The following is a 23,643-nucleotide window of genomic DNA, read 5'->3' on the forward strand; positions in this document are numbered from 1 at the left end:
TCAGGGCGAGTCGAGGGCCGCGCTGTCCACCCAGCGCGCCAGGACGCTGAAAGCCGCAAGCTGTTCCAGGGCCTCGTGCTCCGGCAACTCCGGCAGCCCGTCCTCATGACTGTTGGGATTCCGGATGCCCGCAAAGCAGCCCTCGGCGAAGGACATCGCACCGCGGTGCACACTGCGGAAGGTGTCACTGCCGTCGTCCGCCATCAGACGCAGGCGAGGCTGACCGGGCTTGGCCGCGTCCTTGGAGAACACACTCTGGAACAGGGCGGTTTCGCTCACATCGCGGCGTGCGACCTTGTTCTGTGTTTCGGCGTTGACCTTCCGGGCAGCGGCGGTGACCGCCTCACGGAAGTGCCCGCTTCGCCACAGTGCTCTGGCCCCGTCCCACACCCATCGGTGCATGGTGCCCGCACTGAGCTGGGGTGAGTCGTCCCCGAGTCGCTCGCGAACTTCCGCGTCCCGCAGCAGGACGGCGTCAGCACGCTGGACCGCTTCACGGTGCTGGCACCAGCGGTTGACGGACTTGTTGCGGTCGTCGGGAACCTCGGTACGCCATCGCGGCAGGACCCGGTCCAGGATCTGTTCCACGACCTGGGCGCTGGCCACGATCTCGCGGCCTCCGCCGCGGTTGGCCAGGCTGCTGCTGATGACGAGCACGCCGGGCGGGTCGGGAGGTGAGTACAGCTCGGTCAGCTTCAAGAAACTGGCCAGCTCGGCTCGGGCCCATTCGATGTCGATGCTCATCAGAACATCATCCCTGCGGCCACTGACACCACACCGGCCTTTTACCAGCAGCGGAGGGTGGGCCTGCCTGGAACGTCAGGCAGCAGCAGACAGCAGCTGCCCCATGGCCGCAAGGACAGAGGGCTCCACGCGGTAGTAGACCCACGTCCCGCGCCGCTCGGAGCTGAGCAGGCCCGCCTCCCGCAGCTTCTTCAGGTGATGGGAGACCGTCGGCTGGGAGACGCCCACGTCGGAGATATCGCAGACGCACGCCTCGCCGCCCTCATGCGAGGCGACCGCGGAGAACAGGCGCAGCCGGACAGGGTCACCGAGCGCCTTGAACATCTTCGCCGTCCGCTCGGCCTCCTCCGCACTCAACGGCCGTTCGGTCAGCGGCGGGCAACACGGCACGACGACCGGCTCCAGCACGGGCAACGACCTGGTATTCGACATACGCCTATGTTGACACACATCGAATCAGCGAGCGAGGGGGTGGCAGCCCGCGCCCCTGCGAGACGGTCGGGCCGGGGGCGGGTCGGAGGGCGTCTTGCCCCTGACCCGCTCCCAGCCTCGCGGGCCGGCGGCTCAGAGGCCGGCGGCGGCCGGTGCCTTGCGGATGTGGGCGGCTAGGGGAGGAATGACGTATTCGGAGTCGCGGCCCACACCGCGCAGGGTGTTGGAGGCGAAGGACCGCTGGAATTCCAGGCCCAGATAGACCAGGCCGGGATGGGTCAAGGACAGCCCGCCGCTGTGCAGCGGCATGCCGTCGGCGTCCAGGGCGCCGAGCGGCTTGAGATAGTCCAGGCTGGGCCGGTATCCGGTGGCCAGCAGCACGGTGTCGGTCTTCTCGCGGCTGCCATCGGCCCATACGACTGCATCGCCTTCGAGGGCGGTGAACATCGCGCGCCTGGCCAGATGACCGCTCTCCAGGGCCTTTCGATAGCGACCGCTGTCCAGGACGAGGGTGCCGCCGACGTAGTGGATCAGCCAGGCCGGCGGCAGCTGGTCGAACCCGGTGGACGTCAGCCAGTGGTGCACGTCCCGGCCCTCCCGTATCCGTGAGAGGAACTGCACGGGGTTGCGGCTGGCGAGCGCTACCTCAGCCACCTCCGCGAGTTCGCATCCGACCTGGACAGCTGTATTGCCACCCCCCACGACAACGACCCTCTTGCCCGCATACGGTGCGGGGCTGCGGTAATCGGCGGCGTGCACCACCTCGCCAGTGAAGCCCTCCTGGCCAGGCAGGGCGGGCAGCAGTGGATTACCGAAAGCACCCGTGGCTGCGACGATCCCGGCCGCCCCCACGTTCCGGCCGTCGGCGGTTGTCACGCTGAACCCGTCCCCGTCGCGCTCGACGCTGACGACGCGGGTGCGCGTACGAACTTCGACATCCAGGCGGTCCGCGTAGCGGCTCAGGTAATCGACCACCTCTTCCCGGTGGGGATAGCGGTCTCCGTCCCCGCCGAACGGCAGGCCCGGCAGGGCACTGAACCGTGCCGGGGAAAACAGCGTGAGGCTGTCGTAATACCGCGGCCATGAACCGGCCGCATGGTCCGAGGCTTCCAGAACGACCGGCCGAAGCCTCTCCCGCACCAAAGCTTCGGTAGCGGCAAGGCCGGACTGCCCGCCGCCGATCACCACAACATCGAGTTGCTCCATCACGCACTCACACCATTCCGAGTTCGATGAATGTCTATGTTGACGTCTATCAATACAGGTGGCATGCTGACTGTGCAAGCCATCGACAGACGTCGAAACAATCTGGGGAGTCACCGTGAACGCGCCCACCACCGCCCTGCCCACCGTGGTGATCGGAGCCGGCCCCGCCGGCCTGGCTGCCGCCGCCCACCTCACCGGGCACGGTATGGAAACCCTGGTCCTGGAGGCCGGCCCCGCAGCGGGCAGCGCGGTGCGCGAGTGGGGGCACGTGCGGCTGTTCTCGACCTGGTCCGAGGTCGTGGACCCGGCCGCCGAGAAGCTCCTGTCCCCCACCGGCTGGACCGCACCCGACGGCAGCACATACCCCTCCGGTGCAGACTGGGCGGAGAAGTACCTCCAGCCGCTCGCCGACCTTCTCGGTGACAAGGTCCGCTACGGCGCCACCGTCACCGGCGTGTCCCGCCTCGGCCGCGACCGCATCGTCGACGCGGACCGTGAGCAGCAGCCCTTCACCGTCCGCGTCAAGAGCGCGGACGGCACCGAGGAGCGGATCCTCGCCCGGGCCGTGATCGACGCCTCCGGCACCTGGTCCACCCCCAGCCCCATCGGCGCCGACGGACTTCCCGCCCTCGGTGAGCACGCCGCCTCGGCCCGGATCTCCTACCGCATCCCCGACCTCAAGGACCCCGCCGTCCGCGCTCGGTACGCCGGAAAGCGCACCGCCGTCATCGGCTCCGGCGCCTCCGCCTTCACCGCTCTCGCCACGCTCGCCGACGTCGCGAAAGACGAGCCTGGCACCCACTCCGTGTGGATCCTGCGACGTGGGATCAGCGGCTCCACCTTCGGCGGCGGCAGCGCAGACCAGCTCCCCGCCCGTGGCGCCCTGGGCCTGGCGGCAAAGGCCGCCGTCGACGCCGGACATGCCGATGCCGTCACCGGCTTCCGCACCGAAGTCATCGAACGAGGTGACGACGAGCGCCTGACCCTGGTGGCTGAGGACGGACGCCGCCTCGACCCGGTGGACGAAGTCATCGTCCTGACCGGCCTGCGTCCCGACCTGTCGTTCCTGTCCGAGCTCCGCCTCGGCCTGGACGAGCGCCTTCAGGCACCGACGGAGCTGGCTCCGCTGATCGATCCCAACCAGCACTCCTGCGGCACCGTCTACCCGCACGGCCACCGCGAACTGTCCCACCCCGAGACGGGGGTCTACCTCGTCGGCATGAAGTCCTACGGCCGTGCCCCTACGTTCCTCGCCATGACCGGATACGAGCAGGTCCGCTCCATCACCGCCGCCCTCGCCGGCGACACCGAGTCCGCCGACCGCGTCGAACTCACCCTCCCCGAAACCGGAGTCTGCGGCGGCGCCGGACTCTTCGACGCCCCCTCCGCAGGAAAGGCGGACGGCGGCGGCTGCTGCGCTCCGGAACCCGCCCTGGTGCAGATCGGTGCCGCCGCGCCCGCCTCCGCTGCGGCTGCCGAGGTGCCCGCACCGTCTGGTGGCTGCTGCGCGTGACCGAGACCGACGCCCGCGGGGCCGCGACCGGAACAGGGGACCGGTCGCGGCCCCGCGGCGTACTCCCAGCCCTGTGCGCCACACAGATCACCAGCTGGGGCATCGTCTTCTACGCCTTCCCCGTCCTCAACCCCCAGATCACCGAGAACACCGGCTGGTCTGCCGGGGCGACCACAGCCGCGTTCTCCCTCGCGCTGCTCATCTCCGCGTTCGCCGGAATACGAGTGGGCCGGACCATCGATCATCGCGGTCCGCGTACCGTCATGACGGCCGGCTCCGTCCTTGGCGTGCTGAGCATCCTCATCGTCGCCGCCGCCCCGAACCTGATTCTCTTCTTCACCGGTTGGGTGTTGGCGGGATTCGCGATGGCGGCCACCTTCTACCAGCCCGCCTTCGCCGCCGTCACACGCTGGTGGGCCCCCGACCACGTCCGCGCACTGACCATCGTGACCCTCGCCGGCGGACTGGCCTCCACCCTTTTCGCGCCCCTCACCGCAGCCCTGGCCGACCACCTCTCCTGGCGCATGACCTACGCGGTGCTGGCCGTCATCCTCGCCGCCGTCACGATCCCCGCCCACGCGCTGGCGCTCAGAGCCCCCTGGCCCCCAGCACCATCGCTCTCGACGGTCCAGGCCGGTCAGTCCGCGAAGACGGTGGCCCGCACTCAACCCTTCCGCATGCTCGCGGTGGCACTCACCCTCTCCTCCTTCACCGTCTCGGCCGTGGTCGTCGCCCTGGTCCCGCTCCTGCTGGAACGCGGATACTCAACCAGCGAGGCAGCGTGGGCCCTCGGACTGGGCGGCGCCGGACAGACCCTCGGACGCGCCCTGTACGCGACTCTCGCCCGTCGCACAGGAGTCACCGCCCGCACCACCACACTGATCGCTCTCGGCGGCCTCACCACCGCGGCACTCGCGCTCACCCCCGGCCCATACGCCCTCCTGATCGCCCTTTCGACAGTCGCAGGGATAGTCCGCGGCAACCTCACCCTGCTCCAGGCCACCGCGATCACCGACCGATGGGGCACCACCCACTACGGCCGCCTGTCCGGACTCCTCGCGGCACCGACCACCACCGCCTCCGCCCTCGCCCCGTTCGCAGGTACCGCGCTGGCGATGCCGCTGGGCGGCTACCCGCAGCTGTTCGTAGCACTGGCAGCCATCTCCGTACTTGCTTCCGTAGGCGCACTCAGGGCCGCTCCACGTCGCACCGTCCCGTGTCGGTAACGACGCGCTCCGGCGGCATCCCGAAGGCGTACGTCCACACCCCATCCCGTTCGACCAGCGGCCTTGTGGCGGACGGGGCCCGGCGCAGAGTCGAGGAAGCCGGTCGCTCCGGCGTTGTGGTGGAGTGCATACGCTGAAGCGGCATCTCCATTACAGGGCCCCCGCGTGCAGAAACGCCGCTTTCGAGCGGATCATCCCAGCCACCGCCCCAGCACGGGAGCTATCTCAGCACCATGCAGCGACCAGACGCCCCGGCGGCCTGATTGGCTGTCCGTGGGCCGGGCACTTCGCCAGGCTTCAGGACCACGAAGCCGGAGTCGGCCCTCTCGACGGCTGGTATCGCCGGGCCTTCGCGTGTTCGGTGAGCGCCCGGTAAATGCTGGCCAGACTGGGGTGCGCGTGGCGTGCACCCATGATCACGCCGCCGGAGGTCTGGCCGGGGTCTTCGCCAGCAACCGGGTAAGGACCGTCGAAGCCGCTGACGCCCGCCGTACCTGTGATCAGTATGGGACCATCACAGCTGGTGGCCGGTGACGTCCCCACCTGGATCGTCGGCCAGCACGATGGCCGTGGAGATCCGCTTGCCCACGGGTTCGCGGTGTACCGCGAAACTCTGGCCGACCCTCATGACGATCTCCAGTCCGTGCTGGCCGATCCGGGTAGGGTCTGGCGCGAGAATCGCTGGCGGCGTCGGGTTGCTGTCCCACACGGTCACCTCGACCGCGCCGCCGTTGACTACCAGTGTCAGAAGACATGGGCCAGGCGCGTACTTGCGGGCGTTGGTCACCAGCTCACTGACCACGAGCTGCACCACGCCCATCGCGCGCCCGGACACCGGCAGACCGTGAACGGCCTGCACCTCGGTGAGGAAAGTACGGGCCACATCACGGGCGACGGCGATGTCTTCGCTGCCCTCGAATGCCCCGGACACCGAGATGACGTCCCCCAGTACCGACCGGTACTTACCGCCCGCTGTCTGCTCCATACCGGCAACCGTGCCCTCCCGTGCGCCACATCTGCCGCAACCCGTTTACCCCCGGACTCTCACATCAGACGTACACGGATCAGGTGCAGGACGGCAGTCTTGAGGGCGTCCGGGCGTCCGGGCGTCCGGGCGTCCGGGCGAGCGGGCGAGCGGGCGTCGACGCCGTGGCGTTCGACCAGCCGTTCGATGAGCCTCTGATGCTCGGCGGCCACCGCGGCGATGAGCGCGGGGGTGCTCGTCCACGGCGGCGTTCGCGGCGACCTCGTGGAGGTAGTAGGCGATGAAGGCCCGATCCCTCGCGTCGTCGTCCTCGGCCTCCACCTCACCGGCCTTCCTCCGGGGCCGGCGCCGCCTCGCACCGATCGCCAGATGAAGTGCTCAGAAGCAGAGGGCCCTGGCCGAACAGCGCGCGGGTCAGACGTGAGTCGCCGAAGCCGGGGGAATGGTCCTCTCGCTGGAAGCCTCCGCGAGTCTGGCGCGAAGGGTGCCGGCGAACTCTTCGGCGCGGGCCAGCTGGAGACGCAGTTCCTCAATTTTCCGGGCGGCGGCCTGCTCGTAGCTTCCAATCCGCTCCAGGAGCGCTGCACGTCTGGTGCTGTCGGCCGGCTGGGCGTCGAGGCGGTCGGTGGCATCGAGCAGGTCGCGCATCTCGTCCAGGGTGAAACCGAGGGGCTTCATCCGACGGATGACCATGAGCCGCTGCACGTCGGTTTCGGTGTAGAGGCGGAAGCCACCCTGAGAGCGGGCGGAGGGCAGGACGAGGCCGGTTTCCTCGTAGTGGCGGATGGTGCGCAGGGACAGTTCGGTCCGTGCGGCGACTTCGCCGATCTGCATGTGCTCATCGTCCACGCCTGTGGTCCTGGCCCTTCTCGTCGTGGTGAACCGCGTCCCGTGCGACCCACCGATCACCACTCTAACGTTAGGGTAGAGTTGCTGATGCGGGAGCGGCCCGGCCTATCCCGTTCTGCCGTCCCGGGGCCAATGGCGCCCCCGGCGAAGACCACTCGATTCTGCAGGAGAGAGCGTGCGCGAGCCCATGACGCCCGTCGCCGCCGCCTGCCCGCCGTGACCCTTCGCCCCCAGATGTGAGCTGCCCGGCCGCGTCCCCCGCGCCAGGCCGGTTCCCATCCTCCCCTTTGCCTTCCGGCCCCGTCAGGGCCGTCCGCAGGGTTCCGATCCGGCCCCTGCGCGCCCTTCCCGCACGCCCCGGCCTGCCAGTGGGCTGTGCCTGAGCCCGACAGGTACCTGTTTCCTTGTCTTCTTCCGTAGTGACTCCCGCCACGCGGCTACGCGGTCTGCGCCCGGACTGGCTGAACAACCCGAAGGTCTGGCGCACCGAGATCCTGGCCGGCCTGGTCGTCGCCCTGGCCCTGATCCCCGAGGCGATCTCCTTCTCGATCATCGCCGGTGTCGACCCCGCGGTCGGCCTGTTCGCCTCGTTCACTATGGCCGTGGTCATCTCGATCGTCGGCGGACGTCGGGCGATGATTTCCGCCGCCACCGGCGCCATCGCACTCGTCATCGCCCCCCTGAACCACGAATACGGCCTGGGCTACCTGATCGCCGCCGTCATCCTCGCCGGGATCATCCAGGTCGCCCTCGGCGCGCTCGGCGTGGCGAAGCTGATGAGGTTCGTGCCGCGCTCGGTGATGGTCGGCTTCGTCAACGCCCTCGCCATTCTGATCTTCATGGCCCAGGTCCCCGAGATGCACGACGTCCCCTGGCCCGTCTATCCGCTGATCATCGGCGGTCTCGCGCTCATGGTGTTCTTCCCGAAGATCACGAAGGTGATCCCGGCGCCGCTGGTGTCCATCGTCATCCTCACCGTCATCACGGTCGCGGCCGGGATCGCCGTGCCGACCGTCGGCGACAAGGGCGAACTCCCCTCGTCCCTGCCGGTGCCCGGCCTGCCGGACGTGCCCTTCACCCTGGACACCCTGACCACCATCGCCCCGTACGCCTTCGCAATGGCACTGGTCGGCCTGATGGAGTCGCTGATGACCGCGAAGCTGGTCGACGACATCACCGACACCCACTCCTCCAAGACCCGCGAGTCCATCGGCCAGGGCATCGCCAACATCATCACCGGCCTCTTCGGCGGCATGGGTGGCTGTGCCATGATCGGCCAGACGATGATCAACGTGAAGGTCTCCGGGGCCCGCACCCGCCTCTCCACATTCCTGGCGGGATCCTTCCTGATGGTGCTGTGCATCGCGTTCGGCCCGGTCGTCTCCGACATTCCCATGGCAGCCCTCGTCGCCGTCATGATCATGGTGGCCTTCGCGACCTTCGACTGGCACTCCATCGCCCCCAAGACCCTCAAGCGGTTGCCCGCCGGTGAGATCGCCGTCATGACCATCACCGTGATCGTTGTGGTCGCCACCGACAACCTCGCCATCGGCGTCGTCGTCGGCTCCGTCACGGCGATGGTCATCTTCGCCAAGCGCGTCGCCCACCTCGCCCGCGTCACCGCCATCACCGACCCCGACGGCAACACGGTGGTGTACTCCGTCACCGGCGAGCTGTTCTTCGCCTCCTCCAACGACCTCGTCGGCCAGTTCAACTACGCCGGCGACCCCGACCGGATCGTCATCGACCTGTCCGCAGCCCACATCTGGGACGCCTCCTCGGTCGCCGCGCTCGACGCCATCGAGACGAAATACAAGCAGCGCGGCAAGACAGTGGAGATCATCGGCCTGAACGACCCGAGCGCCGACCTCCACGGGAAGCTCACCGGCGAACTCACGAGCCACTGACCCCCGCCCGCGACCCTCACGGCCAAGGACCCAGGCGCTTGTGCCGAGGTCCCTTCGGCCCATTCCTGAGGTCCTACGTCGGCGAAGGACCGCGGTAGATGCCGAAGGTCCACAGGTTGCCCTCGGGGTCCCGCACGGCCAGGAATAGCAGGAAGAACATCTTCGCCCCCGCCTGCCCGGTGGTCGCGACCTCCACGGCCATCCGGTCATTAATCGTAGCCACCGACATTCATGCCAGCCGCGACCACGTGCTGACCCGCTGGGAACGAGCATTCAAGGACGGTACGCGCGCCCTCGGGGAGTCCAGCCCCGCCGGCGTACGGCTCGCCGAGACGGCGAAATTCTTCGAATTCGTCCAGTCCGAACTGGCGGGCATGATGGAACGCTGGCGCGAGACCCGCGGGGCTTGATGCGCTGCAGTACCCGTCGGATTCAGAGGGATTTGCCCTCCAGGGCTGAAAAGCTAGAGCGATGGCCGACGGGGCCGGGACGAACTAGTCCCGGCCCCGTCGGCCACTTGTACTTTGGCCCTGAACTCCCTCACGTCAGCGACGTGGTGACATTCATAGACTGAAGCGGAACTCCACCACAACCGGTTTGACCTGCGGATATGCGGGCGCGTCCCAGCACCATCCCAGCACGGGAATCTCGACAAAGTACAAGAAGATTCGACGCCGAGAACGCTACCTAACATGTGCGGGCGCCGGTGCACGGATGCTCGAAGCTCTGACCTGAGTTTCAGCCGCAGTCCTCGAACCGCACCATTGAGCAGATCCACAACGATCCGGCTGACGACGAGCAGGCCCTGCCCTCACCCGTCGAGGCATGCCCTGGCACGGCATGCGCGTTCCCGGCTCAGTCGGCGGTGCCGGGCTCCACGACCCACTCGGCTTGCAGCCCGCTCACCGAGGCGATCATGTCGAAGTCGCCGTCGTAGTGCAGGACCGTGGCCCGGTGCCGTTCGGCGGTTGCCGCGATGAGGACGTCGGCCAGCGACAGCGCCCGGTGAAAACCAGCGTTCAGCGCCAGTGCCTGGATCGCGAGTGCCCGCTCGAACTCCTCGTCATTGCAGGGCACGTAGTCGAAACCACGGAGCAGAGTACGCAGGCGCAGCGCCTCGGGCTTTCCGCGCGCCGAGTACAGAACCTCGTACTCGGTCGGGGCGCACACCGTTAGGAGCCCGTCACGGTCCAGCGCATCCAGCCGCGCCCGCACCGCCGGCTTGCCCCGGCGGGCCAGCGCGGACTTGTCGATGAGGTAGCGCCCCTTCACGCCGCCGAAGCCCCGCCTTCGCGCTTTAGCGAGCCGTCCGGATTCCGTGGCCCCGTCTGCGACCGGATCTCCGCGAACGCGTCCTCGAACTCACCCTCGTCAATGGCATCGAACAGCTCCCGGCGCAGCCGCAGCCTCACCCCCTCCTCCATGGCCGCCCGCACTGCGGCGGCCTTCGTCTTCACCCCGTACACCCGCATCGCCTGCTCGACGATCTCCTCGTCCAGATCGATCACAGTCCTGGCCATCAGTTATCCCTCCACAGCCCGACGACCCACCGATGATATCAATTCAGACTTAGAAATGACATCAGGAAGCTGAGGTGTCCCGAGGGCACCTAGATCAGGGGCCGAGTCGCTCCGGGCAGACCAGTCCTGTATCCGCCCTCACTATGCAGCGGGCGTACGTGAAAAACAGAGCGGGGACGTTGTTGCCGGCCCCATCGGCTGCCTGGGGCAGGCAGGAGGCGGCGGAGGGCCACATCCGTTGCTGCGGCAAGTTGTACTCGCGGGGCAGCCCATACCGCCGGGCCTCAGCGGAGTGAGCGATGAGGGCGCGGAAGATCGCAGCCTGACCGCCCCAGTACCTGGCGTTCGCCTCAACCCAACCAGTTCTCTCCCTAAACTGTCGCGCGAAGAGAGCGCAGACAGTGGGGTGGACCTATGCACCGGACCGTACGACTGGAACTCCTGGGGCTTGCTGACACAGACGATGACGAGTTGCTGCGCCTTGGAGGACAGCTGCGGCGCTCGCTCCAGGAGTTGGACGTACTGGACGTACGGTCCGGGCGCTCGGCAGGCCATATCTCGGAGGGAGCGAAGAGCAGCGAGCTGATCGCCGCTGGGTCGGTTGTCGTTACGGCCGCGTCGCTTGCTCTGCGTCAAGTCCTCCTACTCGCCGACACCTGGTTGAAGAACCGGCCTGTGCGCGGCATCAAGGTGGAGATGGAAGGCCGCGTGATCGAGTTGAGTGATGCCACGGCGGCCGAGCGGGCTCGTTTGATCGACGAGTTCCTCGCTCACCGCGAGGTTCCGGCCGAGGGCCAGTCCGAAGAGCGCTCCGCCGACCAGTCCTGACGATATGACCCCCCAGCCGTTCGGCAACGGAAACCGTGGGGCTCTGCTCATCGGTACAGGGACATACGATCACCCGGAACTGCCGGAACTCCGTTCACCCGAGGTGGACTGCACTCGCCTGGACGCCCTGCTGCGTGACCCAAAGATCGGCGCCTTCGAGGTGCAGACACTCATCGATGCCAACCGCGCCACATTGGAGCGGGCAATCGGCGAGTTCTTCCTCAGTGCTTGGGGCGACGACGTACGTCTCCTGTACCTCTCTGGTCACGGGATCGTTAGTCGTAGCGACAAGCTTCACTTCGCCATCCGTCAGACGGATCCCGCCCGACCTGCCTACACAACGATCTCGGCGGCGTTCATCCACGAGGTCATGGATGAATGCCGCGCTCGGAGCATCGTCGTGATCCTCGACTGCTGCTACAGCGGCCTCTTCCTTCCAGGGGCTAAGGGCGACGAGCCGGCAAGATTCGAGGAGGCGCTTGCCGGGCACGGCCGCGTCGTCATCACTGCTGGTACAAGGTCACAGAGAGCCTGGGAAGGGCAGCACCTCGACGCCGAGAGGCCCGCGCCGTCCCTCTTCACAGGGATGCTCATCGAAGGCATATCCAGCGGCGCTGCCGATCTCAATGGCGACGGTGTTGTCACCCTCCAGGAGCTCTACCGATTTGCCTGTGAGCGTCTCCACCAAGAGGGGGTCACGCAAACACCCCGTATGGGTGGCGAGATGCAGTACGACATCGCGCTCGCCAAGGTGCGGAAGCAACGGAAGTCGCGGTCCTCGCGAACAGACCGTACGGGCAGCCGGAATCGTAGATCTGCGGGGCCCCCAGCACGGCGCAAGCCTGAGCCCTGGCAAACCCGCGCAGCCTTCGGCCCTGCTCGACAGCCCATCCTGTCCGACGGCGTGCTTGTGGTGCATGAGCCATACAGGCTGCATGCGATCGACCTTGAATCTCGGCAACGGTCGCCCCTGATCAGGATGTGGTACCCCGGCAGCCCTGCCCTTTATGGGGGCGCCGCTTACTTCCCCGGTAAGGGCGGCCACTTGCAAATGACTGACCTGCGGACCGGGAAGCACCGAGCATCGCATCCGGTGGCAATCCGCGACGATTTGCTGGGCATTTCAAAGGATGTACTGTACGCACCTTCTCAGGACGGCACCCTGTGCGCCTTCGCCCCCTCGACACTTAGCCCCCTCTGGTCGCTTCCCTCAAACGGACTCACTGTCACCTCCGCACCCCAGGCAGCCGCCGGATACGCGCTATTCACGGCTGCAGAATCCCGGATGCCCGGCGACGCAGCAACCGTCAGCGCGGATCACATCGTGGCTATCTCCGAGGGAAGGGTGGTTTGGTGCTACAAGGCCGAGGCCCCTCTGTCTCCGGATTGGGCGGTGACGGACCACGGCGTCTACATGGCCTTGCAGCCGGAAGAACCTTCCTCATATCAGCGAATCGTGGCGGTAAACCCTGAGAACGGACAAGCGCTCTGGTCATTCGACACAAAGGCGCACCTCGCTGCGGCTCTGGTTGCAACGGAGGAAGTGTTGCTCTTCGGTGACACGGACAACCGGCTTGTGGCTCTCGACGCTAAGACTGGAACCCTTCGCTGGGATAAAGAGAAGAAGACCGACGGCCGCCTTCTCACCCGACCGTCTATTTCCGGTGACACTCTCTTCACAGCCGACCGCGCCGCGAAACTGGTTAGATGGAATCTGCTGACAGGTCGAAAGGTCCGAGCGCATGACCTCCTTGTGAGTCCGGACCGTCAAGGATTCCCCGCGATCATCAACGGTGTCGTGTACGCGACTGACGCCCGAGGTGACATACACGCGCTGCCCATATGAGTTCACCAAGCTGGCCCCTCACAGGTGCAATGCCGAACCACGGTCGAGTCCGTCGACGTTTGAGTTTCACTTTTGCGGAGAACGACTCACGCACGGCTCGTTCAGAAACTCAAGGTGGCACCCGTTAACAGCACCCGCTCCACCAGACGATTCCGAGTACCCCAGGGCGACCAGTGCACCGCCCGCCAGAGGCGCAACGACCTCCACCGATACACCCTCGGAGTGCCTCAGACGCGACGCCTTCAGCCTCGTCGGCCAGGAGGTCGGAAGTGTTGGGCGGGGTGACTGTGCGAGGTTGAGGCTCACCAGCCTACGGAAGGCGGAGGTGCACCCAAGGCATGGGCGGTGCGGTCCCAGGGGGCGGGACTACCTAGGGCAGGGGGCAGGTCACCTCCCAGCACTGAGCAGCTGCTGTTCCCAGCCCTCCTCCAGCATCGACGCGATCTGCCCGACCCTTACCAGGGCTTCGTCCGCTGCCTCGCCATCGAAGTCCCAGTCCGGAACGTTCCCTCGCCACTGGACGTCAACGTCATCGATCAACCGGTGCGCGAAGGAGTTGCGTCGTTTCCGAAGCCAGACCACATCCTCCTCAAGGGCTGCGGCGTCCAAAACCTCCGACCACCGGATAGCGAACTCACGAGCCTTTCGCGTCAGGCCGGCCCGGTGTAGAGCCGCGTCGCCGGGCTGGTCCAAGATCTGGTTCATGAGGGACTCAAGCGCGGCAACAGCAGCCACGATGATCACTCCAGCACTGATCTGCCGGATGTCCGAGTCCAGCATGAACACCGACTCATCGAGCGCCTCATCGGACTCGCCCTCCCAACCCTTGACCCTGTGCGAACTCGATGCGTGAGTGTCTACTGGAGAAGCACTCCTCAGCGTGTGCGGGGATGTACATCTCCTCATCCACTCCGCCCAACGGCTCGTTCGGCTCTTCGAGCATGCGTAGCCCCCTTCACACCTGTTCAGATCAGCAAGCATTCCACGTGTTCAGTGCTGGATCACGACCACTCCGGAACTGGCGGGAACGCCCCCGCCCAGGTGGCTGTAGACACAGAAGAGCTGAGCTGTACGCCAGGTTCAATCCCAGCACGGGCAGCCCACCCGCATCCCAGCACGATCCCAGCACGGTAGGGATGAGTAGGGGTGATGACGGGTGACGAGGAGTCAGCTATCCCAGCACCATCCCAGCACGGGAAAAAGCCAAGGGCCCGACCCCGAAGAGCCGGACCCTTCCTGACCTGCATGTTTGCCAGATCAGCGACGTGGTGGCATGTCGGCCGTTACACGTTGAAGCGGAACTCCACCACGTCGCCGTCCTGCATGACGTAGTCCTTGCCCTCCATGCGGGCCTTGCCCTTTGCGCGGGCCTCGGCGACCGAGCCCGTCTCGACCAGGTCGGCGAAGGAGATGACCTCGGCCTTGATGAAGCCCTTCTGGAAGTCGGTGTGGATCACACCGGCCGCCTCGGGGGCCGTCGCGCCCTTCTTGATGGTCCAGGCGCGGGTCTCCTTCGGGCCTGCCGTCAGGTAGGTCTGGAGGCCCAGGGTGTCGAAGCCGACGCGGCCGAGGGTGGCCAGGCCTGGCTCCTCCTGGCCCATGGACTGGAGGAGTTCCAGGGCCTCGTCGTCGTCGAGCTCGATCAGCTCGGACTCGATCTTCGCGTTGAGGAAGATCGCCTCGGCGGGGGCGACGAGTGCGCGCTGCTCGTTCTTGAAGTCCTCGTCGACCAGCTCGTCCTCGTCGACGTTGAAGACGTAGAGGAAGGGCTTGGTGGTGAGGAGGTGGAGCTCGTGGAGGAGCTGGCCCTTCTCCGTGCCGGCGGTGATGCCGGCGGCGAAGAGGGTGGTGCCGGCTTCCAGGATCTTCTGGGCCTCCTCGACCGCCGCCAGGACCGCGACCTTCTCCTTCTGGAGGCGGGACTCCTTCGTCAGGCGCGGGACCGCCTTCTCGACCGACTGGAGGTCCGCGAGGATCAGCTCGGTGTTGATCGTCTCGATGTCGTCCTTCGGCGAGACCTTGCCGTCGACGTGTACGACGTTCTCGTCCTTGAAGGCGCGGATGACCTGGCAGATCGCGTCGGACTCGCGGATGTTCGCCAGGAACTTGTTCCCCAGGCCCTCGCCCTCCGAGGCGCCGCGGACGATGCCTGCGATGTCGACGAAGTCGACCGTGGCGGGGAGGATCTTCTGGGAGTTGAAGATCTCGGCGAGCTTGGCCAGGCGGGGGTCGGGGACGCCGACCACGCCGACGTTCGGCTCGATGGTGGCGAACGGGTAGTTGGCCGCCAGCACGTCGTTCTTGGTCAGGGCGTTGAACAGGGTCGACTTGCCGACATTCGGCAGGCCGACGATTCCGATCGTGAGCGACACGTTGGCGACTTCCTGGAGTGAGGACTGGCCCGGGAGTGGACCGATCCCCCAGTTTACGGGCGGGGGGTGCGGGGTCGACGACGGGAACCTGGAGGGGAGCCCGGCGCGGGCTTCAGGGGGGCGTCGGCGGGCTCCTATCGGCCACGTGACGTCGAACGCACGGCCAAGGTCGGCCAAAGGGCGTGTCCCGCGCCTCATTCCTCCCTCCCCGCGACCTACGTTGTCCGGGTGGAGCAACACAGGGCACGTCCCCCTCGTCCCCAGCAGCGGTCGCAGACCCCCCTGCTCCCCTCGGGCGGGTCCGCCGACGCCGCCGCCGTCTACCGGGTGGCGGCGAGACCGGCACGTCCCGTGCCGCCCGTCGTCCTGGCCCTGCGGCGGCTGCCCAATCCGCGACTGACCGGGCTCGGCAGCGGACTGTTCGCCGCCGCCGTGATGCTCGTTCTCGGCGGGCTCGACCGGCTGCTGTTCGGCGGTTCACCGATCGTGTACGGGCTGCTGTTCCTGCCGGTCAGCGCCCTGACCGCACTGTGGGTGCGGCCCGCCGACCTGGTCACCGCGCCGATCGCCGTACCCATCGCCTTCGCCGTCGGCCTGGTGCCGATCGCCGGGGGCGCGAGCGGGTTCGGCAGCCGGATCATGGCGGTGGTCACGGCGCTCGCCGTGCACGCGGGCTGGCTGTACGGCGGCACGCTCGTCGCCGGGCTCATCGCGACCGTACGCAAGGTGCGGCTGATGGCGCGGCGGCGGGCGGCCCAGGCAGCCGCTCAGGCCGCCGCCCAGCGCGCCACCCGGCGCACAACCCCGGACCCGGTGGAGTAAGGGAGCAAGAAGCGGCGCGGCGCTAGGGGGCGGGGGCGGCCGCCGCCATCGCCGCGCCCACGATGCCCGCGTTGTTCTGGAGCTGCGCGGGGACGATCTCCGCGCGGACGCCCTCGATGAGCGGCAGGAACTTCTCGGCCTTGCGGCTCACCCCGCCGCCGATGATGAAGAGCTCCGGCGAGAACAGCATCTCGACGTGCGCCAGGTACTTCTGCACCCGGTGCGCCCAGTGCTGCCAGCTCAGGTCCTCGTCCTCCTTGGCCTTCGTGGAGGCGTGCTTCTCCGCGTCGTGGCCGTTCAGCTCCAGGTGGCCCAGCTCGGTGTTGGGGACGAGTCTGCCGTCGATGAAGAGTGCGCTGCCGATGCCCGTACCGAACGTGAGCAGGAAGACCGTGCCCTTGCGGCCCGCGCCCGCGCCGAACGTCATCTCGGCGACGCCGGCCGCGTCGGCGTCGTTGAGGACGGTGACGGGCAGGCCCAGGCGCTCCCCGAGCAGGGCGCGCGCGTCGACGTCGATCCAGCCCTTGTCGACGTTCGCCGCGGTACGGGTAATGCCTCCCGTGACCACGCCGGGGAAGGTGATGCCGACCGGGCCGCTCCAGCCGAAATGGCTGACGACCTCCTGCACGCACCCGGCCACGTCGTCGGGCGTCGCCGGATGCGGGGTCAGTACCTTGTGTCTCGGTTCCGCCAGGTCGCCGCGCTCCAGGTTCACGGGAGCGCCCTTGATGCCGGATCCGCCGATGTCCACTCCGAACACGTTCATGGATCCAACGTTACGGTGTGCCGCTGACAGCGTCGCTGAAAGTTACTTTCCGGAGAGGCGGGCCGCTTCGGCGCGCAGGTCGCGGCGGAGCTCCTTGGGCAGCGAGAAGGTGATCGACTCGTCGGCCGTCTTCACGGTCTCCACGTCGGCGTAACCGCGCTCGGCCAGCCACTCCAGTACGCCGTCGACCAGGACGTCCGGGACCGAGGCACCGGAGGTGAGGCCGACCGTGGTGACGCCTTCCAGCCAGGCCTCGTCGATCTCGTCGGCGAAGTCCACCAGGTGCGCCGCGGGGGCGCCCGCGTCGAGGGCGACCTCGACCATGCGGATTGAGTTGGAGGAGTTCTTGGAGCCCACGACGATGACGAGCTGCGCGTCCTCGGCCAGCTTCTTCACCGCGATCTGACGGTTCTGCGTGGCGTAGCAGATGTCGTCGCTGGGCGGGGAGAGCAGGTTCGGGAACTTCTGCTTCAGGGCGTCGACCGTCTCCATGGTCTCGTCGACCGACAGCGTGGTCTGGGAGAGCCAGACGACCTTCGACTCGTCGCGTACGGAGACGTTGGCGACGTCTTCGGGGCCGTCGACCAGGGTGATGTGGTCGGGGGCCTCGCCGGACGTGCCGATGACTTCCTCGTGGCCCTCGTGGCCGATCAGGAGGATGTCGTAGTCCTCCTTGGCGAAGCGGACCGCTTCCTTGTGGACCTTGGTGACCAGCGGGCAGGTCGCGTCGATCGTCGCGAGCTTCCGCTCGGCGGCCTCCTGGTGGACGGTCGGCGCGACGCCGTGCGCGGAGAACATGACGATCGAGCCCTCGGGGACCTCCGCCGTCACATCGACGAAGATCGCGCCCTTCTTCTCCAGGGTCTGTACGACGTACTTGTTGTGGACGATCTCGTGCCGGACGTAGATCGGCGCCCCGTACTGCTCCAGGGCCTTCTCCACGGCGATCACGGCACGGTCCACGCCCGCGCAGTAGCCACGGGGAGCGGCGAGAAGGACACGGCGGGCGGCGGTAGCAGTCATGTTCACCATCGTAAGGCCGCGCCACGGGCGCCAAAGGTCGCCTCGGTTCGCCTCTGTGATCAAGACTGGTCGCCCGGATCTACGTACGGAGGCGCGATGACCGTGACCGGGAGTAAGACGGCGGGGCTGCGGCGCAGTCTCGGATTCCGGGATCTCGTCGTCTACGGGCTGCTCTTCATCGCCCCCATGGCGCCCGTCGGCGTCTTCGGGACGCTCGACGCCAAGTCGCACGGCGCGGTGGCGCTCGTCTATGTCGTCGCGACGGTCGCGATGGCGTTCACCGCGTTCAGCTACGCCCAAATGGTGCGGGTCGTCCCCCAGGCGGGCTCCGTCTTCGCGTACGCCCGCAAGGCGCTCGGCGAGGGTCCCGGATTCATCGCCGGGTGGATGGCGATGCTCGACTACGTACTGATCCCCGCGGTCGCGTACCTCTTCTCCGGAATCGCGATGCACGCGCTCGTGCCGGCCGTTTCGCAGTGGGTGTGGACGGCGCTCGCGGTGGTGGTGACGACCGGGCTGAACATGTGGGGCGTACGGACGGCCGCGCGCGTGGGCTTCACGGTGCTGGCCATGGAGATCGTGGTGCTGCTGGTGTTCGTGGTGGCCGCCGTTGTGGTGCTCATGCAGGACGGGGCGCGGCGCGGCTGGCTCTCGCCGCTGTCCGGCGACGGTTCCATGGGCAGCTTCTCGCTCGCGGCGGTCGTGGGGGCGGTGTCGGTGGCCGTGCTGTCGTATCTCGGCTTCGACGCGATCGCGTCGTTCGCGGAGGAGGTGACGGGCGGATCGGCGAAGGTGGCTCGGGCGGTGCTGTTCTGCCTGGGGCTCGCGGGCGTGCTGTTCGTGACGCAGACGTATCTGGCGGCGCTGCTCCAGCCGGTGTCGGCGGCGGAGCTCGCCGCCGGTCCGGGGAAGCAGGGGACCGCCTTCTACGACGCGCTCGATACGTCGATCGGGACCTGGCTGGGCGATCTGGTGGCGGTGAGCAAGGCGATCGGCGCGGCGTTCGCGGCGCTGGCGGGGCAGGCGGCGGCCGGGCGGCTGCTGTTCGCGATGGCCAGGGAGCGGCGGCTGCCGCGCGTACTGGCGAAGGTCGACGCCGCTTCGGGCGTTCCGCGGATCGCGCTGGGGCTGGCGGCCGTGGTGACGCTGGTGGCGGCGGTGTGGGCGTCGCGGCGCGACGACGGTCTCGACCATCTGGTGTCGGTGGTCGACATCGGGGCGCTGACGGCGTTCGTGCTGCTGCACGTGTCGGTGGTGAGCTGGTTCGCCGTACGGCGGATGGAGGGGCCGCCGGTGTGGTGGCGGCATGTGCTGCTGCCGGTGCTGGGGGCGGCCGTTGCGGTCGCGGTGATCGTGGAGGCGTCGGGGACGGCTCAGGCCGTGGGGGCGGTGTGGCTGGTGGTGGGGCTGATCGTGGTGGCCGTGCAGCGGGGGCGTCGGACCGGTCCCGGTGTCAGTGCCGACGGCTAGCCTTCGTACATGGCTCTGAATACGTCCGCGGACGCCCCGCTGCCGGTCGGTCAGGTCTCGCGCCTCATCGGCGGGTGGATCGACCGGCTCGGCGCGGTGTGGGTGGAGGGACAGATCACGCAGATCTCGCGCAGGCCCGGCGCCGGGGTCGTCTTCCTGACGCTGCGTGACCCGTCGCACGACATCTCGGTGGGCGTGACGTGCTTCCGGCAGGTCTTCGACCCGATCGCGGACGTGGTGGCGGAGGGCGCGCGGGTCGTGGTGCGCGCGAAGCCCGAGTGGTACGCGCCGCGCGGGCAGCTGTCGCTGCGGGCGACGGAGATAAAGCCGGTGGGCATCGGCGAACTGCTCGCGAGGCTGGAGCGGTTGAAGAAGTCGCTGGCGGGCGAGGGGCTGTTCGCGCTCGACCGCAAGCGGCCCCTGCCGTTTCTGCCGCAGCGCATCGGGCTGGTGACGGGCCGGGCTTCGGCGGCCGAGCGCGACGTCCTGGAGAACGCGCGCCGGCGCTGGCCGGCGGTCCGCTTCGAGGTGCGGAACGTCGCGGTGCAGGGCGTGAGCGCGGTGGCGCAGGTGGTCCAGGCGGTCAAGGAGCTGGACGAGCTGCCGGACGTCGACGTGATCATCGTGGCGCGGGGCGGTGGCAGCGTCGAGGATCTGCTGCCGTTCTCGGACGAGCAGCTCGTACGGACCGTGTTCGGGTGCCGTACGCCGGTCGTGTCGGCGATCGGGCACGAGCCGGACTCGCCGCTGCTCGACCTGGTGGCGGACCTGAGGGCGTCGACGCCGACGGACGCGGCGAAGAAGGTCGTGCCGGACGTCGGCGAGGAGCTGGACCGCGTCCAGCTCCTGCGCGACCGGGCGCTGCGGACCGTACGAGGGCTGATCGACCGCGAGGAGCGAGGGCTCGCGCACGCGCTGGCCAGGCCGGTGATGGAACGGCCGCACCGGATGGTGGAGGACCGCGAGGCGGAGGTCGACGCCCTGGTGGCACGCAGCCGGCGCACGCTGGGGCATCTGCTGGACCGCGCGGACTCGGAGCTGTCGCACACCCGGGCGCGGGTGGTGGCGCTGTCCCCGGCGGCCACGCTGGAGCGCGGGTACGCGGTGCTGCAGCGGAGCGACGGTGCGGTGGTCCGCTCCCCGCAGGAGGTCACGGCCGGTGACGAGCTGCGGGCGCGGGTGGCGGACGGCGAGTTCGCAGTGCGGGTCGCGGAGTGACACCGCCGCCGGTCGCGGCTTCGCCCGGCCGCAGTCTTTTCACAGCTCTTACCTAAGGTGGATCACATGGCAGAGACGGACGAAGCAGCGACGACGCTCGGGTACGAACAGGCCCGGGACGAGCTGATCGACGTCGTACGGCGCCTGGAAGCGGGCGGTACGACGCTGGAGGAGTCGCTCGCGCTCTGGGAGCGCGGCGAGGAGCTGGCGAAGGTCTGCCGACGGTGGCTGGACGGGGCCAGGGCCCGCCTGGACGCTTCGCTCGCCGAGGAGAGCTGACGGCAGGCGCGGGGCCGGGGCAGCGCGGGGCCGGGGCAGCGCGGGGCAGTGCGGCGCGGGGCGAGGCGGGGCGAGGCACGAGTGCGTCTGCTGTGAGGCGGATCACCGCGTACCGGTTTTAGTTGAAACTTAACCTACTTTCGCTTACGGTGAGGTCACAGCCTGATCCCCCTGCACGTCCGGAAGGTAAGCCGCATGTCTCTCGTACTTGACCCCGCCGCCCAGGACCTCCTCTTCCGCGAGGCCCGCACCGCGAACACGTTCACCGACGAGCCGGTGACCGAGGAGCAGGTCCAGGCGATCTACGACCTGGTCAAGTTCGGCCCGACCGCGTTCAACCAGTCGCCGCTGCGCGTCGTCCTGGTCCGCTCCCCCGAGGCCCGCGAGCGCCTTGTCGCGCACATGGCCGAGGGCAACCAGCCGAAGACCGCCGCCGCCCCGCTGGTCGCGATCCTCGCCGCCGACAACGAGTTCCACGAGGAGCTCCCGGCCCTGCTCCCCCACTTCCCGCAGGCCAAGGACATGTTCTTCTCGGAGCGCCCGGCCCGCGAGTCGGCCGCCGGCCTCAACGCCGCCCTTCAGGCCGCGTACTTCATCGTCGGCGTCCGCGCCGCAGGTCTGGCCGCGGGCCCGATGACCGGCTTCGACTTCGCCGGCGTCCAGAAGGAGTTCCTGGACGACGACCACACCCCGCTGATGATCGTCAACATCGGCAAGCCGGGCGAGGACGCGTGGTTCCCGCGCTCGCCGCGCCTGTCCTACGACGAGGTCGTCACCACCGTCTGATCTTGCGACGCGACACCGCCTGATCACGTACGACGAAGCCGCCGCAACCCCGAGGGGTGCGGCGGCTTCGTCGTACGCGAATCACGCCATCAGGACTTCTTCGCTTCGAGCGCCTCGGCCATCTCCGTCAGCCGCTTCTGCGACGCCGTGCCCGTGATCACCGTCGTCGCGCCCTTTTCCTCGCGCACCAGCGCGTCGTACTTCGGGCCCTCCCAGCGCTGCCAGCTCTCCCCGCCGACGCGCAGGGTCTTCCCGGTCTTCGTCGCCTTCTGGCTGACCTTGTGGACGAACTTCTCCGCGGGCCCGCTCGACTGCTCGACCGCGACGTACTCCCGCTCCGGGTCGAGGAAGCCCAGATGCCAGGCGTCGCCGTCCTGCCGGTCGTACGAGACCGAAGTCGGCTTCCAGGTCTCCGGGAGCCCCACGGGGGCCGCCACGGGGTACGGCGCCGCCCGCCGCGCCGTGATGAGCTCGACCCGGTAGTCGACCGGCTTGACCGGGTCGGCCGAGTCGTCGTGCGGGATCAGCGTGTAGATCCCCGCGACGACGACACCGATCGCCGCCATCGACAGCATCATGTCCCGGACCGTCTGCTTGCCTTTCATACCTGCCACGCCCCCCATCGTCCCCCATGCCGCACCGCGGCCCGCGCGAGGGGCATCTCATCCCGATATGCCGCTCATACGTGCCCCCCTCTGCTCATTTTGTCGACGTACCGATAGAGTCGACACCACCCTCTACACTCCGGCCGTCGCCGTACAGAAAGGTGCGCTCCGATGACCGAGCACCATCTTCCGTCTCAGCTCGAGGTCTCACCCGAGGCCCCCGACCGCAACCTGGCCCTGGAGCTCGTCCGGGTCACCGAGGCCGCCGCCATGGCCGCCGGGCGGTGGGTCGGCCGCGGTGACAAGATCGGCGCGGACGGCGCAGCGGTGAAGGCCATGCGGACGCTCGTCTCGACCGTATCGATGAACGGCATCGTCGTCATCGGTGAGGGCGAGAAGGACGAAGCCCCGATGCTCTTCAACGGGGAGCGCGTGGGCGACGGCACCGGCGCCGAGGTCGACATCGCCGTCGACCCGATCGACGGCACCACGCTCAACGCCAAGGGCATGCCGAACGCCATCGCCGTGCTCGCCGCCGCCGACCGCGGCACCATGTTCGACCCGTCCGCGGTCTTCTACATGGAGAAGCTGGTCACCGGCCCCGAGGCCGCCGACTTCGTCGACATCAACGCCCCCGTCTCGGTCAACATCCGCCGGGTCGCCAAGGCCAAGCACTCGACGCCCGAAGACGTCACCGTGATGATCCTCGACCGCCCCCGTCACGAGGGCATCGTCAAGGAGATCCGCGAGACGGGCGCCCGTATCAAGTTCATCTCGGACGGTGACGTCGCGGGCTCGGTCATGGCGGTCCGCGAAGGCACCGGCGTCGACCTGCTCATGGGCATCGGCGGTACGCCCGAGGGCATCATCTCGGCCTGCGCGATCAAGTGCCTCGGCGGCACGATCCAGGGCAAGCTGTGGCCGAAGGACGAGGCCGAGCGCCAGAAGGCTCTCGACGCGGGTCACGACCTGGACCGCGTACTGCACACGAATGACCTGGTCAGCGGCGAGAACGTGTTCTTCGTCGCCACCGGCATCACGGACGGCGAGCTGCTGCGCGGCGTCCGCTACCGCTCGGAGACCGCCACCACGCAGTCGCTGGTGATGCGGTCCAAGTCGGGCACCATCCGCCAGATCGACTCGACGCACCGCCTCTCGAAGCTGCGCGCCTACAGCGCCATCGACTTCGACCGCGCGAAGTAGAGACAGCGGCGGCCCCAGGGCCACGCGACGGCGCCCCTCGCAC

26 protein-coding genes are annotated in these 23,643 nt (G+C 68.2%); 12 read left to right on the forward strand and 14 right to left on the reverse strand.

What is annotated here, in order from left to right:
* From J7E91_RS20200 to J7E91_RS20210, 3 genes are all read right to left on the reverse strand, one after another.
* Complete coding sequence (locus J7E91_RS20200; RefSeq protein ID WP_214906740.1) at positions 1-744, reverse strand: TIGR02391 family protein; 744 nt, start codon at positions 742-744, stop codon at positions 1-3.
* 75 nt (positions 745-819) lie between these two features.
* On the reverse strand, positions 820-1,176 hold the full coding sequence (locus tag J7E91_RS20205) for a helix-turn-helix transcriptional regulator (RefSeq protein ID WP_214906742.1): 357 nt from the start codon (positions 1,174-1,176) through the stop codon (positions 820-822).
* A gap of 132 nt (positions 1,177-1,308) precedes the next feature.
* A complete protein-coding gene (locus J7E91_RS20210; protein WP_214906744.1) occupies positions 1,309-2,382 on the reverse strand; it encodes an NAD(P)/FAD-dependent oxidoreductase in 1,074 nt (357 codons plus the stop codon).
* Positions 2,383-2,497: 115 nt separating this feature from the next.
* Here J7E91_RS20210 and J7E91_RS20215 point away from each other — a divergent pair, with 115 nt between their 5' ends.
* Positions 2,498-3,895 carry an NAD(P)-binding domain-containing protein gene (locus tag J7E91_RS20215; protein ID WP_214906746.1) on the forward strand — a complete coding sequence of 466 codons (1,398 nt, stop codon included), beginning with the start codon at positions 2,498-2,500 and terminating at the stop codon, positions 3,893-3,895.
* Positions 3,892-5,121 (forward strand): MFS transporter, encoded by a 1,230-nt coding sequence (locus J7E91_RS20220; protein ID WP_214906749.1) that lies wholly within the window; start codon positions 3,892-3,894, stop codon positions 5,119-5,121. Before J7E91_RS20215 ends, J7E91_RS20220 begins: the two co-directional genes overlap by 4 nt.
* 514 nt (positions 5,122-5,635) lie before the next feature.
* Here J7E91_RS20220 and J7E91_RS20225 read toward each other — a convergent pair.
* The 3 genes from J7E91_RS20225 to J7E91_RS20235 all read right to left on the reverse strand — a co-directional run bounded on the left by J7E91_RS20225 (position 5,636) and on the right by J7E91_RS20235 (position 6,955).
* Positions 5,636-6,106 (reverse strand): ATP-binding protein, encoded by a 471-nt coding sequence (locus J7E91_RS20225; RefSeq protein WP_214906751.1) that lies wholly within the window; start codon positions 6,104-6,106, stop codon positions 5,636-5,638.
* Between the two features lie 59 nt (positions 6,107-6,165).
* A complete protein-coding gene (locus J7E91_RS20230) occupies positions 6,166-6,318 on the reverse strand; it encodes a hypothetical protein (RefSeq protein WP_214906752.1) in 153 nt (50 codons plus the stop codon).
* Between the two features lie 202 nt (positions 6,319-6,520).
* On the reverse strand, positions 6,521-6,955 hold the full coding sequence (locus tag J7E91_RS20235; RefSeq protein WP_214906754.1) for a MerR family transcriptional regulator: 435 nt from the start codon (positions 6,953-6,955) through the stop codon (positions 6,521-6,523).
* A 419-nt stretch (positions 6,956-7,374) separates the two neighbouring features.
* On the opposite strand from J7E91_RS20235, the gene J7E91_RS20240 reads away from it, so the two are divergent.
* On the forward strand, positions 7,375-8,862 hold the full coding sequence (locus J7E91_RS20240) for a SulP family inorganic anion transporter (protein WP_374224746.1): 1,488 nt from the start codon (positions 7,375-7,377) through the stop codon (positions 8,860-8,862).
* A gap of 73 nt (positions 8,863-8,935) precedes the next feature.
* Here the strand turns inward: J7E91_RS20240 and J7E91_RS20245 are convergent, their stop codons facing one another.
* On the reverse strand, positions 8,936-9,085 hold the full coding sequence (locus J7E91_RS20245; protein ID WP_214906758.1) for a hypothetical protein: 150 nt from the start codon (positions 9,083-9,085) through the stop codon (positions 8,936-8,938).
* 25 nt (positions 9,086-9,110) lie between these two features.
* On the opposite strand from J7E91_RS20245, the gene J7E91_RS20250 reads away from it, so the two are divergent.
* Positions 9,111-9,272 (forward strand): hypothetical protein, encoded by a 162-nt coding sequence (locus J7E91_RS20250; protein ID WP_214906760.1) that lies wholly within the window; start codon positions 9,111-9,113, stop codon positions 9,270-9,272.
* Between the two features lie 445 nt (positions 9,273-9,717).
* Here J7E91_RS20250 and J7E91_RS20255 read toward each other — a convergent pair whose 3' ends face one another.
* Both J7E91_RS20255 and J7E91_RS20260 read right to left on the reverse strand, forming a co-directional pair.
* The gene (locus tag J7E91_RS20255; RefSeq protein WP_214906762.1) at positions 9,718-10,134 is read right to left on the reverse strand and encodes a PIN domain nuclease; all 417 of its coding nucleotides are present in this window, start codon (positions 10,132-10,134) and stop codon (positions 9,718-9,720) included.
* Positions 10,131-10,382: a type II toxin-antitoxin system VapB family antitoxin gene (locus J7E91_RS20260; RefSeq protein ID WP_062781983.1), complete on the reverse strand. Its 252-nt coding sequence runs from the start codon at positions 10,380-10,382 to the stop codon at positions 10,131-10,133. The genes J7E91_RS20255 and J7E91_RS20260 overlap by 4 nt, the downstream gene beginning before the upstream one ends.
* Positions 10,383-10,853: 471 nt before the next feature.
* On the opposite strand from J7E91_RS20260, the gene J7E91_RS20265 reads away from it, so the two are divergent.
* Together J7E91_RS20265 and J7E91_RS20270 are read left to right on the forward strand one after the other, a co-directional pair.
* A complete protein-coding gene (locus J7E91_RS20265) occupies positions 10,854-11,210 on the forward strand; it encodes a hypothetical protein (protein WP_251015975.1) in 357 nt (118 codons plus the stop codon).
* Positions 11,211-11,214: 4 nt separating this feature from the next.
* On the forward strand, positions 11,215-13,056 hold the full coding sequence (locus J7E91_RS20270; protein ID WP_214906765.1) for a PQQ-binding-like beta-propeller repeat protein: 1,842 nt from the start codon (positions 11,215-11,217) through the stop codon (positions 13,054-13,056).
* Positions 13,057-13,443: 387 nt separating this feature from the next.
* Here J7E91_RS20270 and J7E91_RS20275 read toward each other — a convergent pair whose 3' ends face one another.
* Together J7E91_RS20275 and ychF are read right to left on the reverse strand one after the other, a co-directional pair.
* Positions 13,444-13,836, reverse strand: coding sequence for a hypothetical protein (locus J7E91_RS20275; RefSeq protein WP_214906767.1), 393 nt, complete (start codon positions 13,834-13,836; stop codon positions 13,444-13,446).
* Positions 13,837-14,339: 503 nt separating this feature from the next.
* Positions 14,340-15,428: a redox-regulated ATPase YchF gene (ychF, locus tag J7E91_RS20280; protein ID WP_214906776.1), complete on the reverse strand. Its 1,089-nt coding sequence runs from the start codon at positions 15,426-15,428 to the stop codon at positions 14,340-14,342.
* 228 nt (positions 15,429-15,656) lie between these two features.
* Here ychF and J7E91_RS20285 point away from each other — a divergent pair, with 228 nt between their 5' ends.
* Positions 15,657-16,250: a DUF6542 domain-containing protein gene (locus J7E91_RS20285; protein WP_214906777.1), complete on the forward strand. Its 594-nt coding sequence runs from the start codon at positions 15,657-15,659 to the stop codon at positions 16,248-16,250.
* A gap of 22 nt (positions 16,251-16,272) precedes the next feature.
* Here J7E91_RS20285 and ppgK read toward each other — a convergent pair whose 3' ends face one another.
* Both ppgK and J7E91_RS20295 read right to left on the reverse strand, forming a co-directional pair.
* Complete coding sequence (ppgK, locus tag J7E91_RS20290; protein WP_214906779.1) at positions 16,273-17,016, reverse strand: polyphosphate--glucose phosphotransferase; 744 nt, start codon at positions 17,014-17,016, stop codon at positions 16,273-16,275.
* Between the two features lie 42 nt (positions 17,017-17,058).
* Positions 17,059-18,048 (reverse strand): 4-hydroxy-3-methylbut-2-enyl diphosphate reductase, encoded by a 990-nt coding sequence (locus J7E91_RS20295; protein ID WP_214906781.1) that lies wholly within the window; start codon positions 18,046-18,048, stop codon positions 17,059-17,061.
* Positions 18,049-18,135: 87 nt separating this feature from the next.
* Here J7E91_RS20295 and J7E91_RS20300 point away from each other — a divergent pair, with 87 nt between their 5' ends.
* The 4 genes from J7E91_RS20300 (at position 18,136) to J7E91_RS20315 (ending at position 21,792) form a co-directional block, all read left to right on the forward strand.
* Entirely contained in the window at positions 18,136-19,509 is a 1,374-nt protein-coding gene (locus J7E91_RS20300; RefSeq protein WP_214906783.1) for an APC family permease, read from the forward strand.
* 9 nt (positions 19,510-19,518) lie between these two features.
* Positions 19,519-20,727, forward strand: a complete 1,209-nt coding sequence (gene xseA / locus J7E91_RS20305; protein ID WP_214906785.1) for an exodeoxyribonuclease VII large subunit — start codon at positions 19,519-19,521, stop codon at positions 20,725-20,727.
* Between the two features lie 66 nt (positions 20,728-20,793).
* Positions 20,794-21,006 carry an exodeoxyribonuclease VII small subunit gene (locus tag J7E91_RS20310; protein WP_028813069.1) on the forward strand — a complete coding sequence of 71 codons (213 nt, stop codon included), beginning with the start codon at positions 20,794-20,796 and terminating at the stop codon, positions 21,004-21,006.
* A 195-nt stretch (positions 21,007-21,201) separates the two neighbouring features.
* On the forward strand, positions 21,202-21,792 hold the full coding sequence (locus J7E91_RS20315; RefSeq protein ID WP_214906786.1) for a malonic semialdehyde reductase: 591 nt from the start codon (positions 21,202-21,204) through the stop codon (positions 21,790-21,792).
* A gap of 89 nt (positions 21,793-21,881) precedes the next feature.
* Here the strand turns inward: J7E91_RS20315 and J7E91_RS20320 are convergent, their stop codons facing one another.
* Positions 21,882-22,397 (reverse strand): DUF4245 domain-containing protein, encoded by a 516-nt coding sequence (locus tag J7E91_RS20320; protein ID WP_214906926.1) that lies wholly within the window; start codon positions 22,395-22,397, stop codon positions 21,882-21,884.
* Between the two features lie 171 nt (positions 22,398-22,568).
* Between J7E91_RS20320 and glpX the strand changes: the two genes are divergently transcribed.
* Positions 22,569-23,600 (forward strand): class II fructose-bisphosphatase, encoded by a 1,032-nt coding sequence (gene glpX, locus J7E91_RS20325; protein WP_028813072.1) that lies wholly within the window; start codon positions 22,569-22,571, stop codon positions 23,598-23,600.
* Positions 23,601-23,643: the final 43 nt, after the last annotated feature.

Source organism: Streptomyces sp. ISL-99, assembly GCF_018614005.1.
GTDB lineage: Bacteria > Actinomycetota > Actinomycetes > Streptomycetales > Streptomycetaceae > Streptomyces > Streptomyces flavidovirens.